The organism is Microvirga aerilata (assembly GCF_016743775.1).
Lineage (GTDB): Bacteria > Pseudomonadota > Alphaproteobacteria > Rhizobiales > Beijerinckiaceae > Microvirga > Microvirga aerilata.
The window spans coordinates 1-26,904 of record NZ_JAEQMY010000022.1; the positions used below are offsets into that span (position 1 = coordinate 1).

Genomic DNA, 26,904 nt, shown 5'->3' on the forward strand with positions numbered 1-26,904 from the left:
CAAGTGGTTGTAAGTTTGTCCCATCGCGGCAACACCTTAGCAGGTGTTGCACTTCACACGTGAACTCAGCGGATCCACGACCCCGACGCTTCAGGATATGAGGAGGATTGGTGCACCTCCTTGTGGATCGTTAGCGGTGATGGATCCCGGGCTCCGCCGCGAGGCCTCGAAATGATACTGTTTCGCTGGTTTTGCGATCCCGGATCTCCGCTATGCTGCGTCCGGGATGTCGCTAGAGACTGCAGGTTCTAAAACGGCCCACGCCAGAGCGCCCAGATCCGCCGCCATTGCGGCACATCCACCACTGTCTGGAACGGATCATAGTCCCGTCTCTCCATGGCCTTGAGATAGGGCTCCACCAGCGCGATCGGCTGGAAGGCGGGCTTGGCAGCATTCGGGACCGTGGCGCGCAGCGCATGCGCCTGCTCAAGATGCCTGCGGGCGACGGCGCGCAGATCGGCGAGTGCTCCTTTAAGACCCGGCCCGCCGCGTCCCGTGACGATGTCTTCGCGCACGACGCCATGTTTGCTCAGAATATCCGCTGGCACATAGACCTGCCCCTGACGGGCATGGATCGGGAAAGCCCGCAGCAAGCCTGTGATGGCATAGGCCACACCGGCATGTCCGGCCGCATCGGCCGTGCCGGGATTCGAGCCGTTCGAGAGAATGAGACTTGAGAGCTGAATCAGGCTGGATGACGTCTCGCCGCAGTAACCCTCGAGATCGTTCAGGCTCGGCATGGGATCTTCGTAGAGATCAAAGATCCGGGCATCGATCAGGTCGACCAGAGACTGGCGGGGAAGCCGGAACTGGACGATGGTGTCGTCGAGCGCTGCGGCCACCGGGTTGGCGCGCACGTCGCCCCGGGCCTCCCCCTGCAGGGCATCGCGCCACCATTGGAGGCGGATTTCGCCGACAAGCGCCTCGCGCACCGCCTCACGAACACGGGCGATCTCGAAATTGAAGGCATGAAGCGCGTGAAGATGCGGCCGCTTGTCGAGGGGTGCGAAGAGGCTCGCCCAGTAGCGGTCGGGGTCGGCTTCACGCACGAGCGCTTCGCAATGGGCGAAATTGGAAATGGCTTGAGCCATGTCAGGGCACGGCGATCAGGGCCGCACCGACCTTGCGGTTTTCGGCAAGCAGGACGTTGTAGGTACGGGCGGCAGCTCCCGTCTGCATCACGTCGAGGCCGATCCCCGCCTCGCGAAAGCGCGTCCGGAAGGCTCCCGGAATGGCCGCGATATCGGCACCCGTTCCCAGGAGCAGCAGGTCGAGCGCATCGCCCTCGGCGAAGACTGGATCGAGCGCCTCGTCCGTCAGCTCGGCGACGGAATTGACTGTCCAGGCTTTGATGCCCGACGGCAGCGCCAGCACCGATCCCCGGTGGGACATGTCCGCGAAGCGAAAGCCGCCATTGCCATAGGCGTCGAACAGATAGCGCCCCGGCAGGAACCCGTCATAGAGGCGACCAGAGCTCATCGGCTTACTCCGCTGCTGCGGCCCTGCCCTCCGGCACCTTCACGGTCTCGGAGCTGCGGAGACCGATATAGATCAACATGGGAGACGAAATGCAGATGGCCGAATACGTACAGATGACAACGCCATAAAGCATGACCTGCGCGAAGCCTTGGATCGCTTGCCCGCCGAAGAGGACCAGCGCCAGGAGCGACAGCGCGGTGGTTGCCGCCGTCATCACGGTACGGGACATGGTGTGGTTGATCGACAGGTTCAACAGCTCTTCGGCCGGCATCGTCTTGTAGCGGCGCATCAGCTCGCGGGTGCGGTCGAACACCACCACCGTCTCATTGAGCGAATAGCCCACGATGGTCAGGATCGCCGCGATCGAGGTCATGTTGAACTCGTGGCCGGTGATCACGAAGAACCCGATGGTGAGCACGATGTCGTGAAGCGTCCCGATGATGGAGGCAATCGCCAGTTCCCGCTCGAAGCGGAACCAGAGGTAGAACAGCACCGCGATGACCGAGAGCACGACGCCGATGGTGCCGGACTGGACGAGTTCGCCCGAGACGCGGGGGCCTACCGTCTCCACGCGGCGGAACTCGTATTCGGCGCCGAACGTATCGCGCGCCTTTTGCACCACGCTGGCCTGAGCGGCCTCGCCTCCCTCCTGGATCGGGAAGCGCAGCGACACCTCGCCGGCGGTGCCGAACTCCTGCACCTCGACATCGCCGAAGCCGAAGCCCTCGGCGGTCTGCCGGATCTGGCCCACATTGGCCTGACCCGATTTCGCTTGAATCTCCATGAGCGTGCCGCCCCGGAAATCGATGCCGAAGTTGAGGCCGCCGGTCAGGAGCATCAGCGCGGTCAGAACCGAGATGACGGCCGACAGCGGAAACGAGAAGCGCCGGAAACGCATGAAGTCGAAGTGGGAGTTTTCGGGCCAGAGCCGTACGAGGCGCACGATACTCACTCCTTAGAACGGAAGAACTTTGGGACGCATCCAGTGATACCAAAGCGCGATCATCATGCGCGTCAGGGTGACGGCTGTGATCACGGTCGTCAGGATGCCGAGAATGAACACGACGGCGAAGCCGCGCACGGGACCGGAGCCGAGGAAGAACAGGATCACCGCCGCAATGGCCATGGTGCTGTTGGAATCGACGATGGTGGCGAATGCCCGGTCGAAGCCCGCCTGAATGGCCGAGACGATCGACCGGCCGGCATGCACCTCTTCGCGGATGCGCTCGTAGATCAGCACGTTGGAGTCGACCGCCGTGCCGATGGTCAGAACGATGCCGGCGATGCCCGGCAGCGTGAGCGTTGCCTCGAGCACCGACATGAGACCGAAGATGAGGCCCACATGGACGATGAGCGCGATGTTCGCGAACAGACCGAAGAGGCCGTAGGTGGCGAACATGAAAACGATCACGAAGATCGCCGCCACATAGGTGGCCAACTTGCCGGCCTCGATGGAATCGCGTCCAAGGCCGGGGCCGACGGTGCGCTCCTCGACGATGGTGAGCTTGGCCGGCAGGGCGCCGGAGCGGAGAAGGACCGCGAGATTGTTCACCTGCTCGACCGTGAAGCTGCCGGAGATCTGGCCCGAGCCGCCGGTGATCGGCGACTGGATGGTCGGGGCTGAAATCACCTCGTTGTCGAGGACGATGGCCAGCTGCCGCCCGAGATTTTCCGTCGTCGCCTGTCCGAAACGCTGAGCGCCGCGGATGTTGAAGCGGAAGTTTACGATGGGCTGGCTGGTTTGGGTGTCGAAGGCCGGCTGGGCATCGGTGAGATCGCCGCCTTCTGCGATGATCCGGCGCTCGACCGGCACCCGCTGGCCGCCCGCATCGCTCATGGGGAGCATGTCGACGTCTGTTGCGCCCGGCTGGGCCAGCAGGCGGAATTCCAGGTTGCCGGTCTCGCCCAGAAGCGCCTTCAGCTGCTGCGGGTCCTGCAGGCCCGGAACCTGGACGAGAACGCGGTCCGCGCCTTGGCGCTGGATGCTGGGCTCCGTGGTGCCGGTGGCGTCCACGCGGCGGCGGATAACCTCGATGGATTGATCGACGGCCCGGCGAATGCGCTCGTTGACGCCCGCTTCCGTGTAGGTGAGCGTGATCTGGCCTTCCGGCGTGGTGACGATTTCGATGGCATTGTTGCCGGTCTGGCCGAGAACGGCATTGCCGACCGGCTGCGCCAGCTCGCGCAGGCGCGGCAGCAGGCGGTCGCGGTCGGCCGCATCCGGCACGCGGATCTGCACGCCGCGCTGGATCGTCTGGATGCCGTTCTGGGACGAGACGCGGGTGTCGCGCAGGATCCGGCGGACGTCGTCACGCAGCGACGTGATCTGCGTGCGCATCAGATCCTGTGCGTCCACCTCGAGGAGAACGTGGGAGCCGCCCTGCAGGTCGAGGCCCAGCACGATGGCGCGGGACGGAACGAGCCAGGACGGAACCCAGCCCGGGATGGCGCTCAGGAAGGCCTGGCGCTGCTCGCGATCCATCGTGCTCGGAACCGCAAGCAGCAGGCCGATCACGATGATCGCCACCGTGGCGATGATCTTCGACTTCGAGAAGCGCAGCATCGTCAGCTCAACCTTTCTCACTCACCCTGCCGCAGGAGCCTGCGGCGAACCGGCCCTCCCCGTGCCTCGAAGGCCTGGAGGACCGGCTTTGTCTCAATCAGGCCTTGACCGGCTCGCTCTTGGAGCGGACCTCGGAGATCATGGCCCTGGCCACCTTCACCCTGACGCCTTCGGCGATCTCGACCTCGACATCGGCCGCGTCCTCGACGACCTTGGTCACCTTGCCGATGATGCCGCCCGACGTGACGACCGTGTCCCCGCGACGCACGTTCTTGATCATCTCCTGGTGCGCCCGCACCCGGCGCTGCTGAGGCCGGATGATGAGAAACCACATGATGACGAAAATGAGGATGAACGGAACGAATTGGAGGATCATCTCCATTCCGCCCCCGGCGGGGGCCCCTTGTGCGAAGGCAGGTGAAATGAACAAGCGGCTCTCCATGGATAAAGGCGCGAGGCGGGCATTTCGAGGCCCACCCGCGCCAGACGGGATCTAAAGCGTGGCGGACTATACTCATCGACCCGACGAAATCAATGAAGTTACAGAGGCATCGTGCGGAAAAGTGGTCCCGGTTTTCCGCATCCAGCGATGCCCCTTTCCAAGAAGGGAGCTTCGGATCGATCCCAAAAGTGGTGGCCACTTTTGGGTCCAAGGCTCAACCTTTCCATGGCCCCTTGCATGGACCGTTCGAGGCTTCCTGCGCTAAGCAGTTCCCCCAACCTCGTTCGAATGGCCATGTCACAGATGCCCACAGACCCTCTTTCTCCCGAGTCGCTGGCGCTTTTGACGCGCATTGCCGATGCCCTGGAGCGCCTTGCCCCGGCAGGAACCCCTCACGCGGATGTTACGGTGGCGGACGCCTTCGTCTGGCATGCCGCAGGACGCAGGCTTTCCCCTGTTCCCAGGGTGAACCGGGTCGAGATGAGCCTGCTGCGCGGCATCGACCGGGTGCGGGACCAGCTTGCGGAGAACACCGGGCGCTTCGCCAGGGGGCTTCCCGCCAACAATGCCCTGCTCTGGGGCGCCCGGGGCATGGGCAAGTCGTCGCTGGTCAAGGCGGTTCATGCGGAGATCAACCACACGAGGGCTGCCGATGCCCGCCCGCTGAAGCTCATCGAGATCCACCGGGAGGATATCGAGACCCTGCCCGATCTCATGACTCTTCTGCGGGCCGATCCGCATCGCTTCATCGTCTTTTGCGACGATCTCTCCTTTGATGCCGACGATACCTCCTACAAGTCGCTGAAAGCCGTGCTGGAGGGCGGGATCGAGGGGCGGCCGGACAACGTGATCTTCTATGCCACGTCCAACCGGCGTCATCTCCTGCCCCGAGACATGATGGAGAACGAGCGCTCCACCGCCATCAATCCGGGGGAAGCCATCGAGGAAAAGGTCTCGCTCTCCGACCGCTTCGGCCTCTGGCTCGGCTTCCACAAATGCAGCCAGGACGAGTATCTCGACATGGTTTTCGCCTATGTGGACCATCTTGGCCTGCAGGCGGACCGGGATGCGGTCCGTGCGGACGCTCTCGAATGGGCGACCACCCGCGGCGCACGCTCCGGCCGCACGGCCTGGCAGTTCATCCAGGATCTCGCCGGGCGGCTTGGCAAGGCAATCTAGAAAAGCAAAGGGACGGTGGCTGAGCTCCACCGTCCCCTCATTCGACCGGCCCCGAATATCGAGGCCGACCTAAACTCTCTGCCTCGTCAGCCGCCGAGATGCTTCATCGGGTCGACCGGGGTCGCGCCTTTGCGGATCTCGAAGTGCAGCTGCGGCGAGGTGACGTTGCCGGTCTGGCCCGAGGTCGCGATCACCTGACCACGCTTCACCTGCTCGCCGCGCTTCACGTTAAGCGAACCGTTGTGGGCATAGGCCGAGACGAAGCCGTTCTCGTGGCGGATGAGCACGAGGTTGCCGTAGCCCTTCACCTCGCTGCCGGCGTAGGTGACGGTGCCGGCCTCGGCCGCTTTGACCGGGGTGCCCTCAGGCACGGCGATGTTGATGCCCTCGTTGCCGCCATTGGCGCCGAACCCGGCGATGACGCGGCCGCGGGCCGGCCAGCGGAAGTCGCCCGATACGCTGGCGGTCTGTTCCGGCTCCGGGACCGGAGCCTTCGCGGCCTCAGGCTGGGGAGCCGGCGCGGGAGCCGCAGGCTGCACGGCAACGGAAGCGGGCTTGACCAGCTCCGGCTGCGTCAGGGCGGCCACTTTGGGCTGCTCGACGACGGGCTTGGGAGCGGAGACCAGGGGCTTCGGCGCGGAAACCAGCGGCTCGTCCGTGGCCGATGCAACCTGCATCGGAGCGGACTTTGCCGGGGCGGCCGGAGCCGGAGCCGGGGCCTGGGCACTTGAGGTCATTCCGGGACGGACGCGCTTGGCCGGTTCGGCCGAGGCGACCGGGGTGGTTGCCGCCGGCGTCTTGGAGGTGTCGACGAGGCGGAACTTCGGCTGAGCGGCAGGCTGGGCCGGGGCCGCCTGAGCAACCGGCACGGGGCGCGGCTGGATCGGAGCGGGAGCGGCGGCGATGCGGGAGGGCTGCGACAGGGGCTGCGACTGCACGGGAGGCAGCGCCTGGGCCTGAACCGGCGCGGTCGGCATCGGAGCGGCAGCATAGGACGGGGAAGGCTGAGGAGCGGCAGGGGCGCTGGCGTCGACCCGCTCGCTGGCCGCGAAGGGGTTCGAGAACGGGTTCTCCCCGAACCGCGCGCTGTCGGTACTACAGGCTGCCGCAGCACTGCCGATCATACTCACCAGAGCGATCCGCGACACGACATTCCAATGCCCAGAAGACACACGCAACCGCATAACTCAACCCCAACCGAACGCAACTCGATGGAGCCATTAAAAGCCTGTTCAGGTTAAGCAACGGTTGACGTGCAGCAATTTGTCGTAACCTTGTCTGAAATTGTTCGATTCCGTCAGAGTGTCGCCGCAATGCCTGTGACGAGCGGCGAAATCCGCAGCAGACCGCCGAGGCTGCGCTTCAGTTCGCCATCGGCCAGGCAATCGATCTGCACCAAGTGAGGCGCACCCTCCACCGTGAGCGCGCCGACAAGGCGACCGCCCGGTCCCAGGAGCGATGTCACCGCCTCCGGAATCTCAGCGCGAGCCCCGTTCAGCAGGATGCGATCGAAGCGGTCGCGCACCCGGATGGCGAGGCCGTCGCCCACCTCCATGCGGACCTTGCCCGCCTCCACGATCTTGAGGTGCTGGGCCGCGCTTTCCGCCAAGGTATTGAAGCGCTCGACCGTGGTCACCTCGGCGCCGAGCTTCGTCAGAAGCGCGGTCACATAGCCCGTGCCGGTGCCTACTTCCAGGATGCGCTGCCCAGGCGCCACCCCGAGGGCCAGCAGCATGGCGGCAACGGTCCTGGGTCCGGTCATGGTCTGGCCGCAGGCGAGCGGCAGGGCAACGTCGGTCTTGGCAAGATCCGTGAAGCGGCGGGGCGCAAACACCTCGCGCGGCACGAGCTCCATCGCCCGCAAAAGCGTGGTGTCCCGGATGCCTTTGGCCCGCAGGGACAGGATGAAGGATGCAACGCCGATCGCCTCTTGCTCGTCACGCGCTTCCGCATCGGACAGGAAGGGCATGTCCCGGCTCATGGGGCCCCTGCTCCCATCAGCCGAAGGCCTGGGCGTAGCGGGTGAGCGTCGGCTCGTCGGTCATGTCGATGCGCAGCGGCGTGACGGCGATGCGCCGGTTGGCGATGGCCCAAAGATCGGTGCCGTTGCCGGGCGTAAAGGGGCGGCGCTCGAAGGCGATCCAGAAATAGGGATTGCCGCGCCCGTCCCTGCGCTCGTCGAGCCGCAGCAGCTCCTGCGTGCGCTGGCCCTGGTTGACGAGAGCCGTCCCCTCGACCTCGTCCGGCTCGCAATCCGGGAAGTTCACGTTGACCAGGATGCCCTTGTCGATGCCGGCCTCGAGAATTTTGCGGACAATTTTCGGACCGTGATGCTCGGCGCATTGCCAGCGCGGGGTCTCGCGGGTTGTCGGCCCGTAGGCCTGGGAGAGCGCGATGGACGGCACCCCCAGGATCGTGCCCTCGATGGCTCCTGCCACCGTGCCCGAATAGGTTACGTCCTCGGCCACGTTCTGCCCCCGGTTGACGCCGGAGAGCACGAGGTCGGGCTTGTGATCGCGCATGATCTGGCGAACGCCCATGATGACGCAATCGGTGGGCGTGCCCTTCACGGCAAAGTGCCGCTCGGAGATCTCGCGCAGGCGCAAGGGATCGTTGAGAGAGAGCGAATGGGCGACGCCGCTCTGGTCCGTCTCAGGCGCCACAACCCACACATCGTCCGACAGGGCGCGGGCGATAGTCTCCAGGGCTTTCAGCCCCGGAGCATGGATACCGTCGTCGTTGGTGCAGAGGATGCGCATGATCTAAGCCTGACGCTCGATGCGGGTGAGGCCGCCCATGTAAGGCTGCAGCACGGCTGGCACCATGACGCTGCCGTCCTCGTTCTGGTAGTTCTCCAGAACGGCCACAAGGGTGCGGCCGACAGCGAGGCCGGAGCCGTTCAGCGTGTGCACGAAGCGCGGCTGCTTTTCGCCGGCGGCCCGATAGCGGGCATTCATGCGCCGGGCCTGGAAGTCGGAGCAGACCGAGCAGCTCGAAATCTCGCGATAAGCCCCCTGCCCCGGCAGCCAGACCTCGATGTCGTAGGTCTTGGTCGAGGAGAAGCCCATGTCGCCGGTGCAAAGCGTCATGGTGCGGAACGGAAGGTCCAGCTTCTTGAGCACGTTCTCGGCGCTGGCGAGCATGCGCTCATGCTCGTCGGCCGAGGTCTCTGGCGTGGTGATCGACACGAGCTCGCATTTCACGAACTGGTGCTGGCGGATCATGCCGCGGGTGTCGCGGCCGGCGGAGCCCGCCTCGGCGCGGAAGCTGGGGGTGAGCGCCGTGAAGCGCAGCGGCAGCTCCTCCTCGGAGAGGATCTGCTCGCGCACGAGGTTGGTGAGCGTGACCTCCGCCGTCGGGATCATGCCGTAGCGGATGTCCTTGATCATCTTGGCAACCGCATCGCGCGGCTGGCCCTCGAGGGCTGCGGCCACGACCTGCTCGAGCGAGTTGCCCGGAAAGGCCCAGAACTGGTCGTCCTCGAACTTGGGCAGCTGCGCCGTGCCGAACATCGCCTCGTCGCGCACCAACAGCGGCGGGTTCACTTCCGTGTAGCCGTGCTCGGTGGTGTGCAGGTCGATCATGAACTGGCCGAGCGCGCGCTCCAGGCGGGCGAGCCCCCCTTTCAACACCACGAAGCGCGAGCCGGAGAGCTTCGCGGCCGTCTCGAAATCCATCAGCCCGAGCGCTTCGCCGATTTCGAAATGCTGCTTGGGGCTTTCGAAATTCTTCGGATTGCCGAACCGGTGGCGCTCCACGTTGCCGTGCTCGTCGGCCCCGACAGGCACGCCTTCCTTGGGAATGTTGGGGATCGCGGCGAGAACGTCGAGCAGTGCCTTGTCGGCTGCACGCTCGGCCTGCTCCAGCTCCGGCATCGCCTCCTTGATGCGGGCCACCTCGGCCATCAGTTCCTGCGCCAGGGCCTCGTCCTTCTTGGCCTTCGCCTGCCCGATCTCCTTGGACAAGGCGTTGCGGCGCTCGGTGGCGGCCTGCAGGGCGGAGACGGCGCCCTTGCGCCCGTCGTCGAGGGCGATCAGGCGCTCGGACAGGGGCTCCATCCCCCGGTTCCGGAGGCCTTGATCGAAAGCCGCGGGGTTTTCGCGGATGGAACGGATGTCGTGCATGGAATGAGGACCTGTTTCGTCGAGCGGCCCTGCCTTAGCGCATCGTGCGGAAAAGTGGAATTCGGTTTTCCGCATCGGACGATGCGCTTGCCCGGGAGGCATCGGATTTTGGATCCGATGCCGAGCACGGGACCGCCCTTATCGGGCCAAGGAGGTGGCGGACATCGGTAGAGGCTTTTTGAGCCCTAGCCTTCCGCCGCGCGCGCGGCCTCGGCTTCCGCACGCCTCTTCTCCACCATGATGACGGACAAGATGGACGCCTCGTAGAGAAGCAAGGTGGGGACCGCAAGGGCGAACTGGCTGATCACGTCGGGCGGGGTGAGAACGGCCGCGATCACGAAGACGATGACCACCGCGTAGCGGCGCTTGTCCTTCAGGAACTGCGAATCGATGATCCCGGCCCGGGCCAGCAGGGTCAGGATGACGGGCAGCTGGAAGCAGATGCCGAAGGCGAAGATCAGCGTCATGATCAGCGACAGGTACTCGCTGACCTTGGGCAGGAACTCGATGGTGGGACCGGACTCGCTCGCCAGCTGCTGCATGCCCACGGAGAAGCGCATGAGAAGCGGCATGGCGACGAAATAAACGCAGGCCGCCCCGACGGCGAACAGAACCGGCGTCGCGACCAGGTAGGGCACGAAAGCCCGGCGCTCGTTCTTGTAGAGACCCGGCGCCACGAACTTGTACACCTGCATGGCGATGATCGGAAAAGCCAGGAACCCTGCGCCGAAAGCCGCGACCTGGATCTGCGTGAACAGATACTCGAGGCCGTGGGTATAAACGAGGTGGGCCTTGTCCGGCGAGCCGACGGCCAGGACATAGGGCCATACCAGAGCGTTATAGATGTACTTCGCCGCGGCAAAGCACGCGAAGAACATCAGCACGAAAGCGACAAGCGCCTTGATCAGGCGCGTGCGCAGCTCGGTGAGATGTTCGATCAGGGGCGCGCGCGATGCCTCGACCTCATCCTGTTCAACGGCGGTGGTCATCCGACTTTCGCGTCCGGTTTCTCTGAGAGTTGTTGAGCGATGGCGGCCTGCTGGGCCTCATACTCGGCTTCGCGCCGCAGGGATTCGGCGATCTCCGTTGCCGGATCGACCGTCGGCGGAAGCGGCAGGTCGATGAGCGGGTCGGCGGGAGGCGGCACTCGGCCCTCCACCACGTCCTGAACCGAGGCATCGGAGCCCACCGGCGAAGTCGTCCCTTGTAGAGCCGTCCCTTGAACGGTTTCTTCCACGCTGCCTGTTTGAGGCGCCTTCTCCGAGGCACCTGCGGGCGCTTCGATGGAGGTCTTCAGCTCGTCCCGAAAGGTCTGGATCGGGTTGAAGCTGGTGCTGGTGGCCGACGACACGGAGTCGTTCACGCTCTGCAGCTGCTTCTTGACGTCGTCGAGCTCGGCCTCGCGCATGGCCTCGTTGAACTGGCCCTGGAACTCAGCCGCCATGCGGCGAACCTTGCCGGTCACCTGCCCGACAGTCCGCAGCGCCCTCGGCAGATCCTTTGGGCCGATCACGATCAGCGCAACGGCGCCGATCACCATGATCTCACCCCAGCTCATGTCCAACATGACGTGGCCTCGAACCTGCCCTTTAGGTACTCACGCGTACTGTCGAGCCACGATGGTGGCTCCCGACGAAAGCTCAACCGACCTTGTGATCCGACGTCACGGTTGTGGTGGTGGTCGTGCCGTTCTGATGATCGATGGTCCGAACGGTTTCGGACGGCTGCACGGGCTTTGCCGGGGCGTCGTCCTCGGACATGCCCTTCTTGAAGGCTTTGATGCCCTTCGCCACATCGCCCATCATGTCGGAGATCTTGCCGCGTCCAAACAGCAGGACGACGATCAGACCCACAACGATCCAGTGCCAAATACTCGTGCCACCCATGGCAATCCTCCTGCGCCCCGGAAGGCGCGGCTTTTGAATTCGAACTCGCCGCCAACCTATGCGTCGGACGCGGCGAAAACAAGGACATCCTTAGTATCGACTTCGATGCCCACATCCTGCCCCTCCTTCACGCCAACGGGATCGTGAACGCGGGCCTGCAGGGGACGGTCCACCCCCTGCACGTCGATATGGACGAGATCGACCTCGCCTAAGAACCTGCGCGACGCCACCCGCCCCGGCAGGCAGAAGCCCGCCGGCTTGAGCTTCAGCCCCTGGGGACGCACGCAGACGACGGCCGGGCCGTCCTCCAGATGCGGGGCCGGGAAGATGCCCACGGGGCAGCTGACCTGATGGTTGCGGACGACGCCGGGGATCTCGTTGAAATCGCAGAAGAAACGGGCTGCGAACAGGTTGGCGGGCCGCCGGTAGATCTCCTCCGATTCCCCCTGCTGGATGATGGCTCCCGAGCGCATCAGCACGATCCGGTCGGCGATTCGCATCGCCTCCTCGGGGTCGTGCGTCACCACGATGGTGGTGGCTCCGTTCTCCCGCAGGATCGCCACGGTCTCGTCGCGGATGGCGTCGCGCATGCGCCGGTCGAGATTCGAGAAGGGCTCGTCCATCAGCAGCACGCCCGGTCGCGGCGCGATGGAGCGCGCCAGCGCCACCCGCTGCTGTTCGCCGCCCGACAGGGTATGGGGATACTCGTTCGCATAATGCTCTAGCCCGACGCGAGACAAGGCGCGGCGCGCGGCGATGCCGGCCTCGGAGACGGAGAGATCCTTCAGGCCGAACATGACGTTCTGCTGGATCGTCATGTGCGGAAACAGGGCATAGTCCTGGAACATCAGGCCGATGCCCCTCTTTTCCGGCTCCACGAAGGCTTTGGGGCCGCTGACCTCCAGGCCGTCCATGAGCACCCGCCCGGCCGTGGGAGCCTCGACCCCTGCGGCCACGCGCAGCAGCGTGGTCTTTCCGCAGCCGGAATGGCCCAGAAGGCAGACGATCTCCCCCGGCTCGACGGTGAGCGACACCCCATCGACTGCGCGCTGGCTGCCATAGGCCTGTACGATGTTCTCGAAGGTCAGCTGCGCCGGGATGGACGCGCCCGCCGTTCCGCGCTGGCCCCATCGCGGCAGCCGGAACAGGTCGCGGGCAGAGCCGGCAGGCTTTGCGGTCATTCCTCGCCCGCCTCGGTCCGGTGCATGTCGAGGGGCTGGAGGAAATCGTCCTGGTCGAGAGGGTCCTCGTCCTCGCGCAGGGCATCCGCGTCGGAGGGCACGGGCACCGAGAAGTCGGACGGCACCCGCCCTTCGATGAAGCCGGCGCCTTTCAGCTCCTCCAGCCCCGGCAGGTCCTCGATGGCATCGAGGCCGAAATGCTCCAGGAAACCGGGCGTGGTGCCGTAGGTGACCGGGCGGCCCGGTGCCTTCCGGCGGCCTCGGAGGCGAATCCAGCCTGTTTCCAGAAGGGTATCGACCGTGCCCTTCGAGGTGGCGACGCCGCGGATCTCCTCGATCTCGGCGCGGGTCACCGGCTGGTGGTAGGCGATGATCGCCAGGGTTTCCATGGCGGCGCGGGACAGCCTGCGCTGCTCGACCACATTGCGGGCCAGCACGAAGGACAGGTCGCTTGCCGTGCGGAAGGCCCACTTTCCGGCAACCCGGACGAGGTTCACGCCCCGAAGCGCATAAAGGCTCTCCAGATCCTGCAGGATCTTCTCCACATCGGCGCCCTCCGGCAGGCGGCCGGCCAGCTCCGCGGCGCCCAGCGGGCTGGCGGATGCGAACAGGAGCGCCTCGGCGATCCGCATGGCCTCGCCATGATCGGGCACGTGGCTGATCTCGTCCTCCGGGGCGTCCGGCATCTCGGCTGTTTCTTCCTGCATGTCACACTCCCGCGGCGGCAGGGTCGGCGGGCTTGACCCAGACCGGAGCGAAGGCCTCGTCCTGGCGAACCGTGAGCTTGCCCTCCCGCACCATCTCCAGGGTGGCCGACAGGGCTGAGGCCATGACCGTGGAGCGCATGGCGGGCTCGACCATGTACTCGACGAGATAGGTGTCGAGGGTCACCCAATCGCTCAGGTGGCCGACCAGTCGCTCCAGGGCCTCCCGCGCATCCACAAGGGACCAGACGTTGCGTTTGTGGAGGGAGACGCGGGCGTTGAACTGAATCTGCCGCTGCTGGGCATAGGCCTTGAGCAGATCGTAGAGGCTGGCCTCATAGCGGGAGTCCCGATTGACGATCACGGGCTCCGGCGCTCCGCGCGCAAAGACGTCCCGGCCGAGCCAGGCCCGCTCGCCCATCTTCTTGGCCGCCTCGCGGATAGCCTCCAGGCGGCGCAGGCGCAGGGCCAGGGCCGTGGCCAGCTCCTCGGCGCTCGGCTCCTCCCCTTTGGGAGGCTCGGGCAGCAGCAGGCGCGATTTTAGATAGGCGAGCCACGCCGCCATCACGAGGTAATCCGCCGCAAGCTCCAGGCGCATGCGGCGCGCCTCCTCGATGAAGGTGATGTACTGCTCGGCCAGCGCCAGAATCGAGATGCGGTGGAGGTCCACCTTCTGGCGCCGCGCCAGCTCCAGCAGGAGATCGAGCGGCCCCTCGAACCCGTCCACGTCGACGAGGAGAGCGGGCTCGCTCTCGGACCGTTCGGTGCGCTCGACATCCTCGAAGGGTAAGGGCTTGGCCATGGACGCTACTCAACTCGACGCATTCGGAGCCGCATCTTAGGCGATCATCGCAAGAGCAGCGTCAAGTCTCGAGCGGGCATCCACAGGATCCAGGGGCTCCGGCTCATGGGTGATGCGCGCCAAGGCCGCGTTGGCCCGGCGCAAGGCCTCCCCGGCCAGAACGGGCGCTGCCTCGGCGACGGCGGTCATCTCCTCCATATTGCCGTTGCAGTGGAGGGCCATGTCGCAGCCCGCCGCGAACGCAGCCTCGGCGCGATCCCGGAACGCTCCCGAAAGGGCGTGCATGGATAGATCGTCCGTCATCACCAGCCCGTCATAGCCGATATGGCCCCGGATGATCTCCTCGATCACGATGCGGGAGGTCGTCGCGGGCCGGTCCGGATCGAGCGCCGTGTAGACCACGTGGGCCGTCATCGCCAGCGGCATGTCGGTCAGCATGCGGAAGGGGGCGAAATCGTGCCGCTCCAGCTCCTCGCGGGTGGCGTCGACCACGGGAAGCGACAGGTGGCTGTCGGAGGCGGCCCGGCCATGGCCCGGCATGTGCTTGACCACCGGCAGCACGCCGCCGGCCATCAGCCCCTCGGCGGCGGCTCGCCCGAGCACGGCAACCTGGCTCGGAGTCTTGCCGTAGGCCCGGTCGCCGATGATGTCGTGAGAGCCCGGAGACGGCACGTCCAGCACCGGCAGGCAATCCACCGTGATCCCGACCTGCCGCAGATCGTGCGCGATCAGCCGCGCTCCAAGGCGGGTTATCTCGCGCTGGACGAGGGGATCATTGGCGTGAACGCGGCCATAGGCACCGCCCGCCGGGTATTTCGGCCAGTGCGGCGGCCCCATGCGTTGAACCCGCCCGCCCTCCTGGTCGATCAGGATCGGGGCGTCGGCCCGTCCGACCGCGTCTCTGATCGAGGCGCAAAGCGCCCTCACCTGCTCCGGATCCGCCACGTTGCGGCGGAAGAGGATGAAGCCCCAAGGGTCGGCCTCCTTGAAGAAGGCAACCTCGTCGGGGGTGAGCTCGAGGCCGGCACAGCCAGCAATAAAGGCGCGGGTTTTCATACCCGCGCCTTACGTCCCCTGCTCGGCAGGGTCAAGAAATCTCACCTGACAAGCTTTACGCCGGTGAGCCTCAGGCCAGTTCAGGCCTCAGGTCAGTTCTTGGCCACGAAGCACTGGCCGCCCTGTCCCTGGAGCTTGGAGCACAGGGAGGAGGCTTCTTCCTTCGACAGCGGTCCGACCCGGACGCGGAAGACGGTGCTGCCGTTCACCTCGGCCTTGCGGATCAGCGAAGGCATTCCGCCAAGGTCGGGATATTTCCTTTGGAACGCCGCGAAGACCGATTGGGCCGACGTCTCGGAATTGGCGACACCGAGCTGCACGGCGAAGCCGCCAGTCGGGGTCGTCTCGGCTGCCGCGACAGGCGCAACCGCCGCAGGCTGCACCGCCGCCACCCGCTGAGGCGAGGATGTGCTGGTGGGCGTGGCGGCCGCCGGAACCGGCTTGGGAGTTGCCGCCGGGGTTGCCGGAGCGGCGACGGGGGTGCTGGCCACGGGCTTGGGCTGAGCGGACGCCACTTGGACCGGCGCAGGCTGGGCTTGTGCTGGCATGGTCATGGCCGGAGCATGGGCGGCTGCCTGAGGAGCCGCGGCTTCGGAACCGGCCACGGTGCCGTCGGGACGGATCGTGACCGTGCGGACCTTGCGCGGCTCGCCCAGGTTGAGGCTTGCGGTCTGCTGGTGCTTGACCGCGCCTCCCGGCACGGTGCCTCCCGTTGCGTCCGCGACAGCATTGCCGTTCATGCGAACGGTCTGCTGCACGTCGACCGGCTGCTCCTCGCGGTTGACCACCTTGGTTTCCGTGCTCTGGGCAGCGCGCTCGTAGATCTGCTTGTTCTGGTTCGGGATCTCGACCCCGCCCGGATTCTGCGGCTGCACCTTGGTCGGCTCGTTGTTGGCCTTGATCAGGGGCGGCTCGCCGCCCGTGATCGCCGCCGAACCCGAAGCCATGTAGGCTCCGCCGCCGCCGATCACGACAGCGCCGATAACCGCCGCGACGGCTAGCATGCCCTTGCGCGAGCGGCTCTTCTCGGCGGGAGCATAGTGCGTGCGTTCGGACTGGGCGTAGTCCTGATCCGCATAGGCCCCGTTCTGATCGTCGTAGTAGTCCGGGGCATAGGCCTCGTTGCCATAGGCGTCCTGGCCCTGGGAGGCGGCGGCCGGCTTATGGGGATAGGCCTGTCCGCCGCGGGGGTCGTGCTGCGGGTAGTCGCCGGCGTCGTAGGCCGGTGCGGGGTACCCGGCCTGAGCGGCCCGGTCCGGCACTCCGTGGCCGGACGGCGGCATTGTGTCGCGGACGGCAAAAAGATCGTCGATGGAAGAGTTTTGCTGGCGCGGACGGGCGGAGCCGTCATTGGCCAAAATGGATTGAAAAGGATCGTCTTGCCCGACAATCCGCGCCAATTCCGCCAGCGGATCGTTCCGCACGGCGGAAGTTGGCTGGGCCTGCGGGTTGCCTGCCTGGGCGAGTTGCCGCTCGATCTCGGTGAGGTCGATGGCAAAACGGGGCTTTACTGATTCGCTCATGCGCCGGATCTCCAGTTACGCGACAAGAGCACCTGCTGCTCCGCCGGCACGACGTGACAGGACCCGACGCGAAGCGACCCTAAGCGGTTGATCCGCCTTGGGAAACACTATCGCATTTCGTCAGGTGCCGTGACGCCCAGGATTGCGAGACCAGATGCGAGCACACCCTTCAGGGCATGCACGAGAGCGAGCCTCGCTTGTGTTGACTCTTTATCAGTTAGATTAACAAAGCGTAATTGCGGCAAGTCTTTGCCCTTATTCCATAAACTATGGAAGGCGCTGGCCAGGTCGTACAGGTAGAACGCGACCCTGTGAGGCTCGTGAGCTTCCGCCGCCGCCTCGATCATTCTCGGGAACTGGGCGATGCGGTGGATGATGTCCATTTCCGCTTCGTCACCCAGGATCGACAGATCGGCGCCTTCAAGCTGCGCGCTCGAGAAATCCGCTCCCGGGAACGCCTCGGCGGCCTGCCGGAAGATGGAGGCGCAGCGGGCATGGGCATACTGGACATAGAAGACCGGGTTGTCCTTGGACTGCTCCACGACCTTGGCGAGGTCGAAGTCCAGAGGCGCGTCGTTCTTGCGGAAGATCATCATGAAGCGGGTGGAGTCCCGGCCCACCTCGTCCACCACCTCGCGCAGGGTCACGAAGTCGCCCGAGCGCTTCGACATCTTCACCGGCTCGCCGCCGCGCAGGAGCTTCACGAGCTGGCAGAGCTTCACGTCGAGCTCGGCCCTGTTGTCGGACACGGCCCGCACGGCTGCCTGCATGCGCTTGACGTAGCCGCCGTGATCGGCGCCCAGCACGTCGATCATGGAGAGGAAGCCGCGCTCGTACTTGGAGCGGTGATAGGCGATGTCGGAGGCGAAATAGGTGTAGGAGCCGTCAGACTTCATCAGCGGGCGGTCCACCTCGTCCCCGTAGGCCGTGGCGCGGAACAGGAGCTGCTCCCGGTCCTCCCAGTCCTCGTCCTTCTGACCCTTGGGCGGCGGCAGGCGGCCCATGTAGATCAGGTCACGGCCTTTCAGCTCCTCGATCATCTTGGCTACCTGATCGCCCTCGGGGCCCTGCTGAAGGGAGCGCTCCGAGAAGAAGATGTCGTGGTGGATGTTGAGCGCGGCGAGATCGCCCCGGATCATGTCCAACATGGCCACGATGGACGCCTCCTTGACGAAGGGCAGCCACTCGGTCTCGGGCTTGTCGAGCAGGCTGGAGCCGTGCTCCTGCGCCAGGCGCTCGCCCACGGGCTTCAGGTAGTCGCCGGGATAGAGCCCCTCCGGGATGGCGCCGATCTCCTGGCCGAGAGCCTCCCGGTAGCGCAGGTAGGCCGAGCGGGCGAGCACATCCACCTGCGCGCCCGCATCGTTGATGTAGTACTCGCGGGAGACCTTGTAGCCGGCGAAATCGAGAAGCCCGGCCAGGGCGTCGCCGAACACCGCGCCGCGGCAGTGACCCACATGCATGGGGCCCGTGGGGTTGGCCGACACGTACTCGACGTTGACGGCTTTGCCCGCCCCCTGCCCGCTCCGGCCGAAGCCGCTGCTGTCGGCGACCACGGCGCGCAGAACCTCGTGCAGAACATGGGGCTGGAGCCGGATGTTGATGAAGCCGGGGCCTGCGGCCTCGACCTTCGTGACGCGCGGATCGTCCCCGAGATCGGAGATGAGAAGCTCGGCCAGGGCGCGGGGGTTCATCCGCGCTTCCTTGGCCAGCACCATGGCGGCGTTGGTGGCGAGATCGCCATGGGAGGGATCGCGCGGCGGCTCGACCACGACGCGGCTTATGTCCAGCCCCGCCGGGATCTTCCCCGCCTCGGCCAACCGGCCGAGCGCATCCGCAACCCGCTTCTCAAACAGCCCGAAAATGTTCATGGTACTTTGTCTCTGAAGGGCCCAGGGCCCTGGATGTTGTGGTGCCGCCTAACGCAGGTCCGGCGTTACGTCAAACAGGCGGCGGTGTTCGAGGATCGCATAGCGGTCCGTCATGCCGGCGATGTAATCCGCCACGCGGCGGGCGAGGCGCGGCTCGTCGTCCCTCGGCAGATCCGCCTGCCACTCTTCCGGCATCAGCTCCGGCTCGGCCTTGAAGCGCCGGAAAAGGTCCCGCAGCACGTCGTCGGCCTGGGCGCGCACCCTCATCACGTCGGGGTGACGGTACATGTGGGCGTACAGGAAGCGCTTGATGGAGGCGTCCGCCTCCTTCATGGGCTTCGAGAAGCACACCACGGTGTCGCCCGCCTGCCGGATGTCCTCGGCTTTTCCTGGGGACAGGGCGGCGATCCTGCGCTCCCCCTCCGCCACCACGTCCTCCACGAAGCGGGTGATGACCCGCCGGGTCAGCTCGTGGATGCGACGGGAAAGATCGAGGCCGGGATAGCGCGCATCGATCTCGGCGAGGAGCCCGGCGAGAAACGGCACCTCGCGTAGTTCCTCGATCCTGAACAATCCGGCCCTGAGGCCGTCGTCGATGTCATGTGCGTCATAGGCGATGTCGTCGGCAATCGCCGCCGCCTGGGCTTCGCCGCCCGCATGGGTCGCAAGTTCCAGGTCCTGCTGCGCGTTGTATTCCAGGATCGCCAGCGGAACGCCCCGGGCCGCATAGCGCAGGGTCGGCCTGCCCTCGGCATCGAGGAGGGGCCCGTTGTGCTTGACCAGCCCTTCAAGGGTCTCCCAGGTGAGGTTGAGACCGTCGTATTCGGCATACCGGCGCTCCAGCCGGGCCACGACCCGCAGGGCCTGGGCGTTGTGGTCGAAGCCCCCGAACCCCTCCATGCACTCGTCCAGCGTATCCTCGCCCGTGTGGCCGAACGGAGTGTGGCCAAGATCGTGGGAGAGCGCCAGTGCCTCGGCCAGGTCCTCGTCGAGACCCAAGGAGCGGGCCAGCGCCCGGGCGATCTGGCTCACCTCGATGGTGTGGGTCAGGCGGGTGCGGAAATGGTCGCCTTCGTGATAAACGAACACTTGGGTCTTGTGCTTGAGCCGCCGGAAGGCGGAGGAGTGGATGATCCGGTCCCGGTCGCGCTGGAACTCGCTGCGCGTCGGGGACACCGCCTCCGGGAAAAGCCGGCCGCGGCTTGCGCCCGGATCGCAGGCGTAAGGGGCTCGCCATCTCTCGCCAAAGGGCCGCACACTCATCCCCGGGTTGAAGCCTTGTCAGCGCGCACTTACCTTGCTCTTAACTGCTTGTGCAAGATCAACGTCCTCGCGAGGGACTGGAAACCATGACCGCCATTACCCTGACCGAACGCGCCGCCCGCCGCATCAACGAGATCATGGCCACGGAGCCGGCAGGATCGCTGCTCCGAATCAGCGTCAACGGAGGGGGCTGCTCCGGGTTCCAGTACGCCTTCGACGTGGACCGCACCCGTCAGTCGGACGATCTCGTCATCGAGCGGGACGGGGCGACCGTGGTGGTGGACGAGGTATCCATCCAGTACATGGACGGCTCCGTCATCGACTTCGTGGACGACCTGATCGGCCAGTCCTTCAAGATCGAGAACCCTCACGCCACCGCCTCCTGCGGCTGCGGCACCTCGTTCTCGTTGTAAAATCCCTCTTCCGAAGCCTATTCTCCCCCCGAACATTGATCGTCCATGGCATGCCGGCTCGGAACCTGAGGCTGGCTTCGGGGGAAATTCATGGGACTTCGTTACCGCGCGGGCGTCTGCGCGCTCGCCCTCATGGTAGGCTCGGCGGCCCTGCAGCTCGAGCCGGCCGTGGTCCGCGACCTGGTCTCCGACGCCGGGGGCCAACGCTTTTCCGTCGGGACCATCCGGGTCCCGTTGTGGAGCGCGGCCTTCGCGCAATCCGCCGACAGCTTCAGCCTGGACAATGTCCGCTTCACCTGGGGCGACTTCACCTACGAGGCGAAGCGGGTCGACTTCTCAGGCGTGACGGTCTCCCGCGCTGACGTGGAGGCGCTTTTCTCCGCAGCCCCCGAGCCCCTGGCCGACCGGCTCATGCGGATCGGCGCCAAGCAGGTCACCTCGCCCGAGATCAAGGTGACCCAGAAGCTCGGCAAGGAGACGCAGACGATCTTCTACAGGAACGTGTCCCTGAACGATGTCGTCCAGGGACAGATCGCCTCGGCCCTCATCGGGGCCATGGCCATGGAGAAGACGGGACCGAAGGGCAACACCCTGTTCAGCTACGGCCAAATCACCGTCAGCGACCTGAATACTCCGGCTTTCGTGAGGCTCTACGAGACGAAGGATGCCTCCGCCGCGGCGCCCATGACCAGGATCTACGGCGCCATCACCATGGACAACCTCGACATGGTCGATACCGGCGAGAACATCTCCCTGCAGATCGCCCGGGTGAACGGCCGGAACGTCATGGCCCGGCCAACCAAGGATTCATGGAGCGGCACCATGGCGTTCCTCTCGGAGATGGGAACCAAGGACGATCCCTCCTCCGAGGAACAGACCCGCCTCACGGCGACGGTGGTCGACCTCCTGGGCGCATTCGACGTCGGCTTCATGGAAGCGACCGGCTTTCAGTTCAAAGCCACCCCGAAGCAGGATCCGACGGCAAAAGACGACAAGTCTCCCTCCTCAGGACGGATCGAGCGCATCGCTTACACCGGCGGCACCGGCTCCCAGCCGGCGGACATGCGGCTGGAGGGGCTCGAGGCCGGCGACCGGGACAGCCGGGTGAAGGTCGGCGCCGTCAGCCTGACCGGGTTTTCCATTGCGCCGACGCTCGCCGGCCTCACGGCTCTGCAAGGCAAGCCCATCGCCGATCTCGACCAGGCGGCGATCCGAACGCTCATTCCGACCTTGGGAACTCTGCGGTTCTCGGGCGTCGACATCGACGCTGTGAGCAAGGAGGACGGAGGAAAACCGGAGCGTACGCACGTGACCATGGACGACTTCGAGATCACGGCGGACAAGCCGCTCAACGGTCTTCCCACCAATGTCAGGATCGAGCAGCGCAACCTCGTCGTCACGCTGCCCTCGAACAGCACGGACGATCTCGTCAAGGAACTCGCGGCCTTGGGCTACAAGACCCTTAATTCGTCCTTTCTGGTCGCGGCCGCCTGGAACGAAAGCGCCAACGAAATCGCCCTCAAAGAGGTTTCCGTGCAGGGACAGGACATGGGCAGCCTGTCGGTGACGGGCACCATCGGCAACGCCACCCGGGATCTCTTCAGCCCGGACGAGGCCACGGCTGCGGCGGCCCTGATCGGCGCCAAGGCGAAGTCGGCCGACGTGGTGGTCGAGGACAGGGGACTGCTCGGGCGCTACTTGGCCCAGGCTGCCAAGGAGCAGAAGACCACGCCCGAGGCGCTGCGGACGATCTACGCGAGCGCGGCGCCCTTCGTCGTGTCGTCCATGATGGGCAATTCGGAACAGGCCAAGACCTTGGGCCAAGCCATCGGCCGCTTCATCGCCAAGCCCGGCAAGCTCGTCGTCCACGCGCAGCCGAAAAACCCGTCCGGCTTCGGCGTGATGGACGCAGTGCTGGCCTCCGACCCGAAGGAAGCGCTGGCGAAGCTGAACATCACCGCCAAGGTGGAGTAGCTCCACTGTCATTCCGGGGCGGCCATAAGGCCGAGCCCGGAATCCATAAGCACGACGTTTCAAGAGGGAACGCTCAGCGTATCGCCTCTTCCTGCACCGTTAGCGGTTATGGATTCCGGGCTCCGCTTGCGCGGCCCCGGAATGACAGCGGCGTGTCCTCAACGCCTCAGATCAGCATCGGCTGGTCCTGCTCGGCTGCCTGCGCCTCCACGACCGCGATGGCCGTGAGGTTGACGATGCCGCGGGCCGTGACCGACGGCGTCAGGATGTGCGCGGGCTTGGCCGGGCCGATCAGGATCGGACCCACCGGCAGCGAATCCGCCAGGATCTTGGTGAACTGGAACGCGATGTTGGCGGCGTCCAGGTTCGGCATGATCAGCACGTTCGCCTCGCCGGTCAGGCGCGAATGGGGGTTCACCCGCTCGCGGAGCATCTCGGACAGGGCCGAATCCGCCTGCATCTCGCCGTCGACCTCGAGATCCGGCGCGCGCTCGTTGATGCAGGCCAGCGCCTCTCGCATCTTCAGGGCCGAGCGGCTGTCGGCCGCGCCGAAATCCGAATGCGACAGGAGCGCGATCTTGGGCTCCATGCCGAAGCGGCGCACGTGGCTGGCGCAGGCGATCGTCATGTCGGCGATCTGCTCGGCGGTCGGGTCGAACTGCACATGCGTGTCGGCCAGGAAGTAGGCGCCCTTGGAAGTGATGACGAGCGACAGGGCCGCCATTTCGTTCACGCCGGGGGCCAACCCGATAATGTCCTTGATGTGCTTGACGCGGGACTGGAAGCGCCCTTCCAGGCCGCAGATCAGGGCATCCGCGTCCCCTCGCCTCACCGCAAGCGCGCCGATGACCGTGGAGTTGGTGCGCACCAGGGTTCGGGCCGCGTCCGGCGTGATGCCCTTGCGGCCGGCCGACTCCACGTAAGTGGCGACATAATCGCGATAGCGCGGATCGTCCTCCGGGTTCACCAGCTCGAAATGCCGGCCGATCTCCATGGAGAGGCCGAAGCGCTTCATGCGCGCCTCCACCACGTTCGGGCGCCCGATCAGGATCGGCTTGGCGATGCCCTCCTCGACGATCACCTGCACGGCGCGCAGGACCCGCTCGTCCTCGCCTTCGGCATAGATCACGCGCTTGGGATTGGCCTTCGCCTGCGAGAACAGCGGCTTCATGATGAAGCCGGACCGGAACACGAAGCGTCCCAGCGACTCCGCGTAAGCCTCAAGGTCCGCCAGCGGCCGCGTGGCGACGCCGGAATCCATGGCCGCCTGGGCCACGGCCGGCGCGATGCGCAGGATGAGGCGCGGATCGAACGGGCTCGGGATCAGGGACTTGCGGCCGAAAGGATGGGCCTCGCCGCCATAGGCGCGGGCCACCACTTCGGACGGCGCCTCGCGGGCAAGGCCCGCGATGGCCTTCACGGCGGCGGCCTTCATCTCCTCGTTGATGGTGGTCGCGCCCACGTCCAGCGCGCCGCGGAAGATGTAGGGAAAGCACAGGACGTTGTTGACCTGGTTCGGGTAGTCCGAGCGCCCGGTGCAGATCATCGCGTCGGGACGGGCGGCCTCCGCCTCCTCGGGCATGATCTCAGGGTATGGATTGGCGAGCGCCATGATCAGCGGGCGCGGGGCCATCTGGGCAAGCAGTTCCGGCTTCAGGACGCCGCCTGCGGAAAGGCCGAGGAACACGTCCGCATCCGGGATCACGTCGGCGAGCGTGCGCGCATCGGTATTCTGCGCGTAGACCGACTTCCAGCGATCCATGAGCTCGTTGCGGCCCTCGTGGACGACGCCCTTGATGTCCGTCACCCAGATGTTCTCGCGCTTGGCGCCGAGCGACACCAGGAGGTTGAGGCAGGCGAGCGCCGCCGCGCCCGCGCCGGAGGTGACGATCTTCACGTCCTCGATGCGCTTGCCCGCCAACTCCAGGGCGTTCATCACGGCCGCGCCGACGATGATCGCGGTGCCGTGCTGGTCGTCGTGGAAGACCGGGATGCCCATGCGGGCCTTCAGGCGCTCCTCGACCTCGAAGCATTCAGGCGCCTTGATGTCCTCCAGGTTGATGCCCCCGAAGGTGGGCTCGAGCGCTGCGATCACCTCGACGAGCTTGTCGACGTTGTTCTCGGCCACCTCGATGTCGAACACGTCGATGCCGGAGAATTTCTTGAACAGGACCGCCTTGCCCTCCATCACGGGCTTGGAGGCGAGCGGACCGATGTCGCCGAGGCCGAGCACGGCCGTGCCGTTGGAGATCACGGCCACCAGATTTTGGCGCGAGGTGAGATTGGCGGCTTCCGCCGGATCGGCTGCAATCGCCTCGCAGGGCGCGGCCACGCCGGGCGAATAGGCGAGCGCCAGGTCGCGCTGGTTGCCGAGGGGCTTGGTCGGCTGGATCTCGAGCTTACCGGGTCGCGGATACTGATGGTAGAACATCGCCCCCGATTTCAGATCCTGCGAGATGTTGTCTCCCATCCCCGACGCTCCTTGCACTGACCATTGCACACGGGAGACTTGTGCGCGCCCCGCCCCCCGCCGTCAATGTTCTTGTCCGCCCGGCGCGGGGCGGCCATAAAACTTCGGCGGCGCATGGGCGCCGCCGAAGGTGGAAACAGGGGTTTGGCCTGCCTGGGCTTACTTCTCCGGCAGGTTCAGCCGGATGTGCAGCTCGCGCAGCTGCTTGGGCGTCACCTCGGAGGGTGCGCCGAGCAGCAGATCTTCCGCCTTCTGGTTCATGGGGAAGATGGTGATCTCGCGCAGGTTCTGCGCGCCGCAGAGCAGCATCACGATGCGGTCCACGCCCGCCGCCATGCCGCCGTGGGGCGGTGCCCCGTACTGGAACGCGCGGTACATGCCGCCGAACCGCTCCATGACCTCCTTCTCGCCGTAGCCGGCGATCTCGAAGGCCTTCACCATCCGGTCGGGACGGTGGTTGCGGATCGAGCCCGAGGCCATCTCGTAGCCGTTGCAGACCATGTCGTACTGGAAGGCCGTGATCTTGAGGATCCGCTCCTTGTCCGAGGGGTCGAGCGCCATGAAGGCGTCGTGATCCATGTCGGCCATGGAGAACGGGTTATGAGAGAAGTCGATCTTCTTCTCGTCCTCGTTCCACTCGTATTGCGGGAAGTCGACGATCCAGCAGAACTCGAAGCGGTCCTTGTCGGTGAGCCCCAGCTCGTCGCCGATGCGGATGCGCGCCTTGCCGGCAAGGGACGCCGCCTTGTCCTCGGTGCCCGCCGAGAAGAACACCGCGTCTCCGGCCTTGATGCCGGCCTTCTCGCGGATGGCGGCCTGGGCGGCCTCCGGGATGAACTTGGCGATCGGTCCTTTTCCGGTGATCTGGCCGCCCTCTTCCTCGAACACGATGTAGCCGAGGCCGGGCGCGCCTTCCGTGCGGGCCCAGTCGTTGAGCTTGTCGAAGAAGGAGCGCGGCTGCGAGGCAGCACCCGTGGCCGGGATCGCGCGCACCACGCCGCCGGACTTGATCACGTTCTTGAAGGCGTTGAAGGTCACGTCCTCGCGGGTGAACACCTCCGACACGTCGGCGATGACCAGCGGGTTACGCAGGTCCGGCTTGTCGGAGCCGTATTTCAGCATGGACTCGAAATACGGGATGCGCGGGAACGTCTCGGTCACGGGCTTGCCGTCCGCGAATTCCTTGAAGGTGTCGCGGATCACGGGCTCCATGGTCTGGAAGATGTCTTCCTGGGTGACGAAGCTCATCTCCACGTCGAGCTGGTAGAACTCGCCCGGCAGGCGGTCGGCGCGCGGGTCCTCGTCGCGGAAGCAGGGGGCGAGCTGGAAGTACCGGTCGAAGCCGGAGATCATGATCAGCTGCTTGAACTGCTGCGGCGCCTGCGGCAGCGCGTAGAACTTGCCGGGATGGATGCGCGACGGCACCAGGAAGTCGCGCGCGCCCTCCGGCGAGGAGGCCGTCAGAATCGGCGTCGTGAACTCGAAGAAGCCGCTCTGCTGCATGCGCGAGCGCAAGCTGTTGATGATCGCGCCGCGCTTCATGATGTTGTTGTGCAGCTTCTCGCGGCGCAGATCGAGATACCGGTAGGTGAGACGGGTCTCCTCCGGGTATTCCTGGTCGCCGAACACCGGCATCGGCAGCTCGGCCGCCGGCCCCAGCACCTCCATGTCGGTGATGTAGACCTCGACCATGCCGGTGGGCAGCTCCGCGTTCTCCGTGCCGGCCGGGCGCTTGCGCACCTTGCCGTCGACCCGGATCACCCATTCCGACCGCGCGGCCTCGGCCTGCTTGAAGGCGGGCGAATCCGGGTCGATCACGCATTGCGTCATGCCGTAGTGGTCGCGCAGGTCGATGAACAGCACGCCGCCATGGTCGCGGATGCGGTGGCACCAGCCCGACAGGCGGGTAACCCCGCCGACATCGGATTCGCGGAGCGCGCCGCAGGTGTGGGAACGGTAACGGTGCATGGAGGC

At 65.8% G+C, this 26,904-nt stretch carries 24 protein-coding genes; 3 read left to right on the top strand and 21 right to left on the bottom strand.

The genetic code is table 11. From position 1 onward, the window contains the following. Window positions 1-248: 248 nt before the first annotated feature. The 5 genes from JKG68_RS15725 to yajC form a co-directional block, all read right to left on the bottom strand. Window positions 249-1,091 carry a phytoene/squalene synthase family protein gene (locus JKG68_RS15725; RefSeq protein ID WP_202061217.1) on the bottom strand — a complete coding sequence of 281 codons (843 nt, stop codon included), beginning with the start codon at window positions 1,089-1,091 and terminating at the stop codon, window positions 249-251. Between the two features lies 1 nt (window position 1,092). Then, window positions 1,093-1,479, bottom strand: a complete 387-nt coding sequence (locus JKG68_RS15730; RefSeq protein WP_202061219.1) for an Mth938-like domain-containing protein — start codon at window positions 1,477-1,479, stop codon at window positions 1,093-1,095. Window positions 1,480-1,483: 4 nt separating this feature from the next. Beyond that, window positions 1,484-2,422, bottom strand: coding sequence for a protein translocase subunit SecF (gene secF, locus JKG68_RS15735; RefSeq protein WP_202061221.1), 939 nt, complete (start codon window positions 2,420-2,422; stop codon window positions 1,484-1,486). 12 nt (window positions 2,423-2,434) lie between these two features. Next, window positions 2,435-4,042, bottom strand: coding sequence for a protein translocase subunit SecD (secD, locus tag JKG68_RS15740; RefSeq protein WP_202061223.1), 1,608 nt, complete (start codon window positions 4,040-4,042; stop codon window positions 2,435-2,437). Between the two features lie 97 nt (window positions 4,043-4,139). Beyond that, complete coding sequence (gene yajC, locus JKG68_RS15745; protein ID WP_246515484.1) at window positions 4,140-4,472, bottom strand: preprotein translocase subunit YajC; 333 nt, start codon at window positions 4,470-4,472, stop codon at window positions 4,140-4,142. A 315-nt stretch (window positions 4,473-4,787) separates the two neighbouring features. On the opposite strand from yajC, the gene JKG68_RS15750 reads away from it, so the two are divergent. After that, a complete protein-coding gene (locus JKG68_RS15750; RefSeq protein ID WP_376773159.1) occupies window positions 4,788-5,663 on the top strand; it encodes an ATP-binding protein in 876 nt (291 codons plus the stop codon). A gap of 86 nt (window positions 5,664-5,749) precedes the next feature. Here the strand turns inward: JKG68_RS15750 and JKG68_RS15755 are convergent, their stop codons facing one another. The 14 genes from JKG68_RS15755 to JKG68_RS15820 form a co-directional block, all read right to left on the bottom strand. After that, entirely contained in the window at window positions 5,750-6,787 is a 1,038-nt protein-coding gene (locus JKG68_RS15755; RefSeq protein WP_246515487.1) for a M23 family metallopeptidase, read from the bottom strand. A gap of 173 nt (window positions 6,788-6,960) precedes the next feature. Continuing rightward, on the bottom strand, window positions 6,961-7,644 hold the full coding sequence (locus JKG68_RS15760; RefSeq protein ID WP_202061229.1) for a protein-L-isoaspartate O-methyltransferase family protein: 684 nt from the start codon (window positions 7,642-7,644) through the stop codon (window positions 6,961-6,963). A 16-nt stretch (window positions 7,645-7,660) separates the two neighbouring features. Beyond that, window positions 7,661-8,422, bottom strand: coding sequence for a 5'/3'-nucleotidase SurE (surE, locus tag JKG68_RS15765; RefSeq protein WP_202061231.1), 762 nt, complete (start codon window positions 8,420-8,422; stop codon window positions 7,661-7,663). A gap of 3 nt (window positions 8,423-8,425) precedes the next feature. Next, window positions 8,426-9,787: a serine--tRNA ligase gene (gene serS, locus JKG68_RS15770; RefSeq protein WP_202061233.1), complete on the bottom strand. Its 1,362-nt coding sequence runs from the start codon at window positions 9,785-9,787 to the stop codon at window positions 8,426-8,428. A 185-nt stretch (window positions 9,788-9,972) separates the two neighbouring features. Then, complete coding sequence (gene tatC / locus JKG68_RS15775) at window positions 9,973-10,776, bottom strand: twin-arginine translocase subunit TatC (RefSeq protein ID WP_202061241.1); 804 nt, start codon at window positions 10,774-10,776, stop codon at window positions 9,973-9,975. Further along, window positions 10,773-11,354 carry a Sec-independent protein translocase protein TatB gene (gene tatB, locus JKG68_RS15780; protein ID WP_202061243.1) on the bottom strand — a complete coding sequence of 194 codons (582 nt, stop codon included), beginning with the start codon at window positions 11,352-11,354 and terminating at the stop codon, window positions 10,773-10,775. Before tatB ends, tatC begins: the two co-directional genes overlap by 4 nt. Window positions 11,355-11,427: 73 nt before the next feature. Beyond that, a complete protein-coding gene (locus JKG68_RS15785) occupies window positions 11,428-11,673 on the bottom strand; it encodes a twin-arginine translocase TatA/TatE family subunit (RefSeq protein WP_202061245.1) in 246 nt (81 codons plus the stop codon). A 56-nt stretch (window positions 11,674-11,729) separates the two neighbouring features. Then, window positions 11,730-12,854: an ABC transporter ATP-binding protein gene (locus JKG68_RS15790; protein WP_202061247.1), complete on the bottom strand. Its 1,125-nt coding sequence runs from the start codon at window positions 12,852-12,854 to the stop codon at window positions 11,730-11,732. After that, complete coding sequence (gene scpB / locus JKG68_RS15795; protein ID WP_202061253.1) at window positions 12,851-13,561, bottom strand: SMC-Scp complex subunit ScpB; 711 nt, start codon at window positions 13,559-13,561, stop codon at window positions 12,851-12,853. Before scpB ends, JKG68_RS15790 begins: the two co-directional genes overlap by 4 nt. Before the next feature lies 1 nt (window position 13,562). Further along, entirely contained in the window at window positions 13,563-14,360 is a 798-nt protein-coding gene (locus JKG68_RS15800; RefSeq protein ID WP_202061256.1) for a segregation and condensation protein A, read from the bottom strand. A gap of 36 nt (window positions 14,361-14,396) precedes the next feature. Then, window positions 14,397-15,416, bottom strand: a complete 1,020-nt coding sequence (nagZ, locus tag JKG68_RS15805; RefSeq protein ID WP_202061258.1) for a beta-N-acetylhexosaminidase — start codon at window positions 15,414-15,416, stop codon at window positions 14,397-14,399. Window positions 15,417-15,508: 92 nt separating this feature from the next. Next, window positions 15,509-16,939: an SPOR domain-containing protein gene (locus JKG68_RS15810; protein WP_202061260.1), complete on the bottom strand. Its 1,431-nt coding sequence runs from the start codon at window positions 16,937-16,939 to the stop codon at window positions 15,509-15,511. Window positions 16,940-17,046: 107 nt separating this feature from the next. Further along, entirely contained in the window at window positions 17,047-18,810 is a 1,764-nt protein-coding gene (gene argS, locus JKG68_RS15815; protein ID WP_202061262.1) for an arginine--tRNA ligase, read from the bottom strand. 48 nt (window positions 18,811-18,858) lie between these two features. Beyond that, entirely contained in the window at window positions 18,859-20,073 is a 1,215-nt protein-coding gene (locus JKG68_RS15820; protein WP_202061264.1) for a deoxyguanosinetriphosphate triphosphohydrolase, read from the bottom strand. 86 nt (window positions 20,074-20,159) lie between these two features. Between JKG68_RS15820 and erpA the strand changes: the two genes are divergently transcribed. Both erpA and JKG68_RS15830 read left to right on the top strand, forming a co-directional pair. Further along, the gene (erpA, locus tag JKG68_RS15825; protein ID WP_202061266.1) at window positions 20,160-20,486 is read left to right on the top strand and encodes an iron-sulfur cluster insertion protein ErpA; all 327 of its coding nucleotides are present in this window, start codon (window positions 20,160-20,162) and stop codon (window positions 20,484-20,486) included. 90 nt (window positions 20,487-20,576) lie between these two features. Further along, window positions 20,577-22,460, top strand: coding sequence for an aq_1923 C-terminal domain (locus JKG68_RS15830; RefSeq protein WP_202061268.1), 1,884 nt, complete (start codon window positions 20,577-20,579; stop codon window positions 22,458-22,460). A 166-nt stretch (window positions 22,461-22,626) separates the two neighbouring features. On the opposite strand, the gene JKG68_RS15835 is transcribed toward JKG68_RS15830, so the two are convergent. Then, window positions 22,627-24,930 carry an NADP-dependent malic enzyme gene (locus JKG68_RS15835; protein ID WP_202061270.1) on the bottom strand — a complete coding sequence of 768 codons (2,304 nt, stop codon included), beginning with the start codon at window positions 24,928-24,930 and terminating at the stop codon, window positions 22,627-22,629. Between the two features lie 159 nt (window positions 24,931-25,089). Then, entirely contained in the window at window positions 25,090-26,898 is a 1,809-nt protein-coding gene (aspS, locus tag JKG68_RS15840; protein WP_202061406.1) for an aspartate--tRNA ligase, read from the bottom strand. Window positions 26,899-26,904 lie beyond the last annotated feature (6 nt).

Coding starts and splice junctions, on each gene's coding strand:
- JKG68_RS15725 (WP_202061217.1), bottom strand. CDS start 1,091: ATGGCTCAAGCCATTTCCAATTTCGCCCATTGCGAAGCGCTCGTGCGT.
- JKG68_RS15730 (WP_202061219.1), bottom strand. CDS start 1,479: ATGAGCTCTGGTCGCCTCTATGACGGGTTCCTGCCGGGGCGCTATCTG.
- secD (WP_202061223.1), bottom strand. CDS start 4,042: ATGCTGCGCTTCTCGAAGTCGAAGATCATCGCCACGGTGGCGATCATC.
- JKG68_RS15750 (WP_376773159.1), top strand. CDS start 4,788: ATGCCCACAGACCCTCTTTCTCCCGAGTCGCTGGCGCTTTTGACGCGC.
- JKG68_RS15755 (WP_246515487.1), bottom strand. CDS start 6,787: ATGATCGGCAGTGCTGCGGCAGCCTGTAGTACCGACAGCGCGCGGTTC.
- JKG68_RS15760 (WP_202061229.1), bottom strand. CDS start 7,644: ATGAGCCGGGACATGCCCTTCCTGTCCGATGCGGAAGCGCGTGACGAG.
- surE (WP_202061231.1), bottom strand. CDS start 8,422: ATGCGCATCCTCTGCACCAACGACGACGGTATCCATGCTCCGGGGCTG.
- serS (WP_202061233.1), bottom strand. CDS start 9,787: ATGCACGACATCCGTTCCATCCGCGAAAACCCCGCGGCTTTCGATCAA.
- tatC (WP_202061241.1), bottom strand. CDS start 10,776: ATGACCACCGCCGTTGAACAGGATGAGGTCGAGGCATCGCGCGCGCCC.
- tatB (WP_202061243.1), bottom strand. CDS start 11,354: ATGTTGGACATGAGCTGGGGTGAGATCATGGTGATCGGCGCCGTTGCG.
- JKG68_RS15785 (WP_202061245.1), bottom strand. CDS start 11,673: ATGGGTGGCACGAGTATTTGGCACTGGATCGTTGTGGGTCTGATCGTC.
- JKG68_RS15790 (WP_202061247.1), bottom strand. CDS start 12,854: ATGACCGCAAAGCCTGCCGGCTCTGCCCGCGACCTGTTCCGGCTGCCG.
- scpB (WP_202061253.1), bottom strand. CDS start 13,561: ATGCAGGAAGAAACAGCCGAGATGCCGGACGCCCCGGAGGACGAGATC.
- JKG68_RS15800 (WP_202061256.1), bottom strand. CDS start 14,360: ATGGCCAAGCCCTTACCCTTCGAGGATGTCGAGCGCACCGAACGGTCC.
- nagZ (WP_202061258.1), bottom strand. CDS start 15,416: ATGAAAACCCGCGCCTTTATTGCTGGCTGTGCCGGCCTCGAGCTCACC.
- JKG68_RS15810 (WP_202061260.1), bottom strand. CDS start 16,939: ATGAGCGAATCAGTAAAGCCCCGTTTTGCCATCGACCTCACCGAGATC.
- argS (WP_202061262.1), bottom strand. CDS start 18,810: ATGAACATTTTCGGGCTGTTTGAGAAGCGGGTTGCGGATGCGCTCGGC.
- JKG68_RS15820 (WP_202061264.1), bottom strand. CDS start 20,073: ATGAGTGTGCGGCCCTTTGGCGAGAGATGGCGAGCCCCTTACGCCTGC.
- erpA (WP_202061266.1), top strand. CDS start 20,160: ATGACCGCCATTACCCTGACCGAACGCGCCGCCCGCCGCATCAACGAG.
- JKG68_RS15830 (WP_202061268.1), top strand. CDS start 20,577: ATGGGACTTCGTTACCGCGCGGGCGTCTGCGCGCTCGCCCTCATGGTA.
- JKG68_RS15835 (WP_202061270.1), bottom strand. CDS start 24,930: ATGGGAGACAACATCTCGCAGGATCTGAAATCGGGGGCGATGTTCTAC.
- aspS (WP_202061406.1), bottom strand. CDS start 26,898: ATGCACCGTTACCGTTCCCACACCTGCGGCGCGCTCCGCGAATCCGAT.